2 pseudogenes are annotated in these 253 nt (G+C 64.0%); both read left to right on the forward strand.

The window, feature by feature from the left end:
- Window positions 1-118, forward strand: a pseudogene (locus GV832_RS22750) (IS30 family transposase); the annotation flags it as partial.
- A 7-nt stretch (window positions 119-125) separates the two neighbouring features.
- Window positions 126-253: pseudogene (locus GV832_RS22755) on the forward strand (transposase); the annotation flags it as partial.

Raw genomic sequence — 253 nt, forward strand, 5'->3', positions numbered from 1 at the left:
GACCCCACGGAAGTGCCTGGGCTTCCGAACCCCCGCCGAAGTCTTCCGCGCCCATGTCCTTGGCCGAGGTCATCGCAAGGCGAAACTCTCCACCAAACCAAAGTCGCATCTGGGCTAGCGCGCCCATCATCAATCGCAACGGGTTGCGCTGGTGCGATGCCCCTTCCGTCTATGGCCCCCCAAAGACCCTCTACAACCGCTGGAAGCGCTGGTGCGGCATGGGTGTCTTCGCCCGGATCATGGAGGGCCTGGC

It is taken from the genome of Stagnihabitans tardus, from assembly GCF_009925085.1.
Classification (GTDB): Bacteria; Pseudomonadota; Alphaproteobacteria; order Rhodobacterales; family Rhodobacteraceae; genus Stagnihabitans; species Stagnihabitans tardus.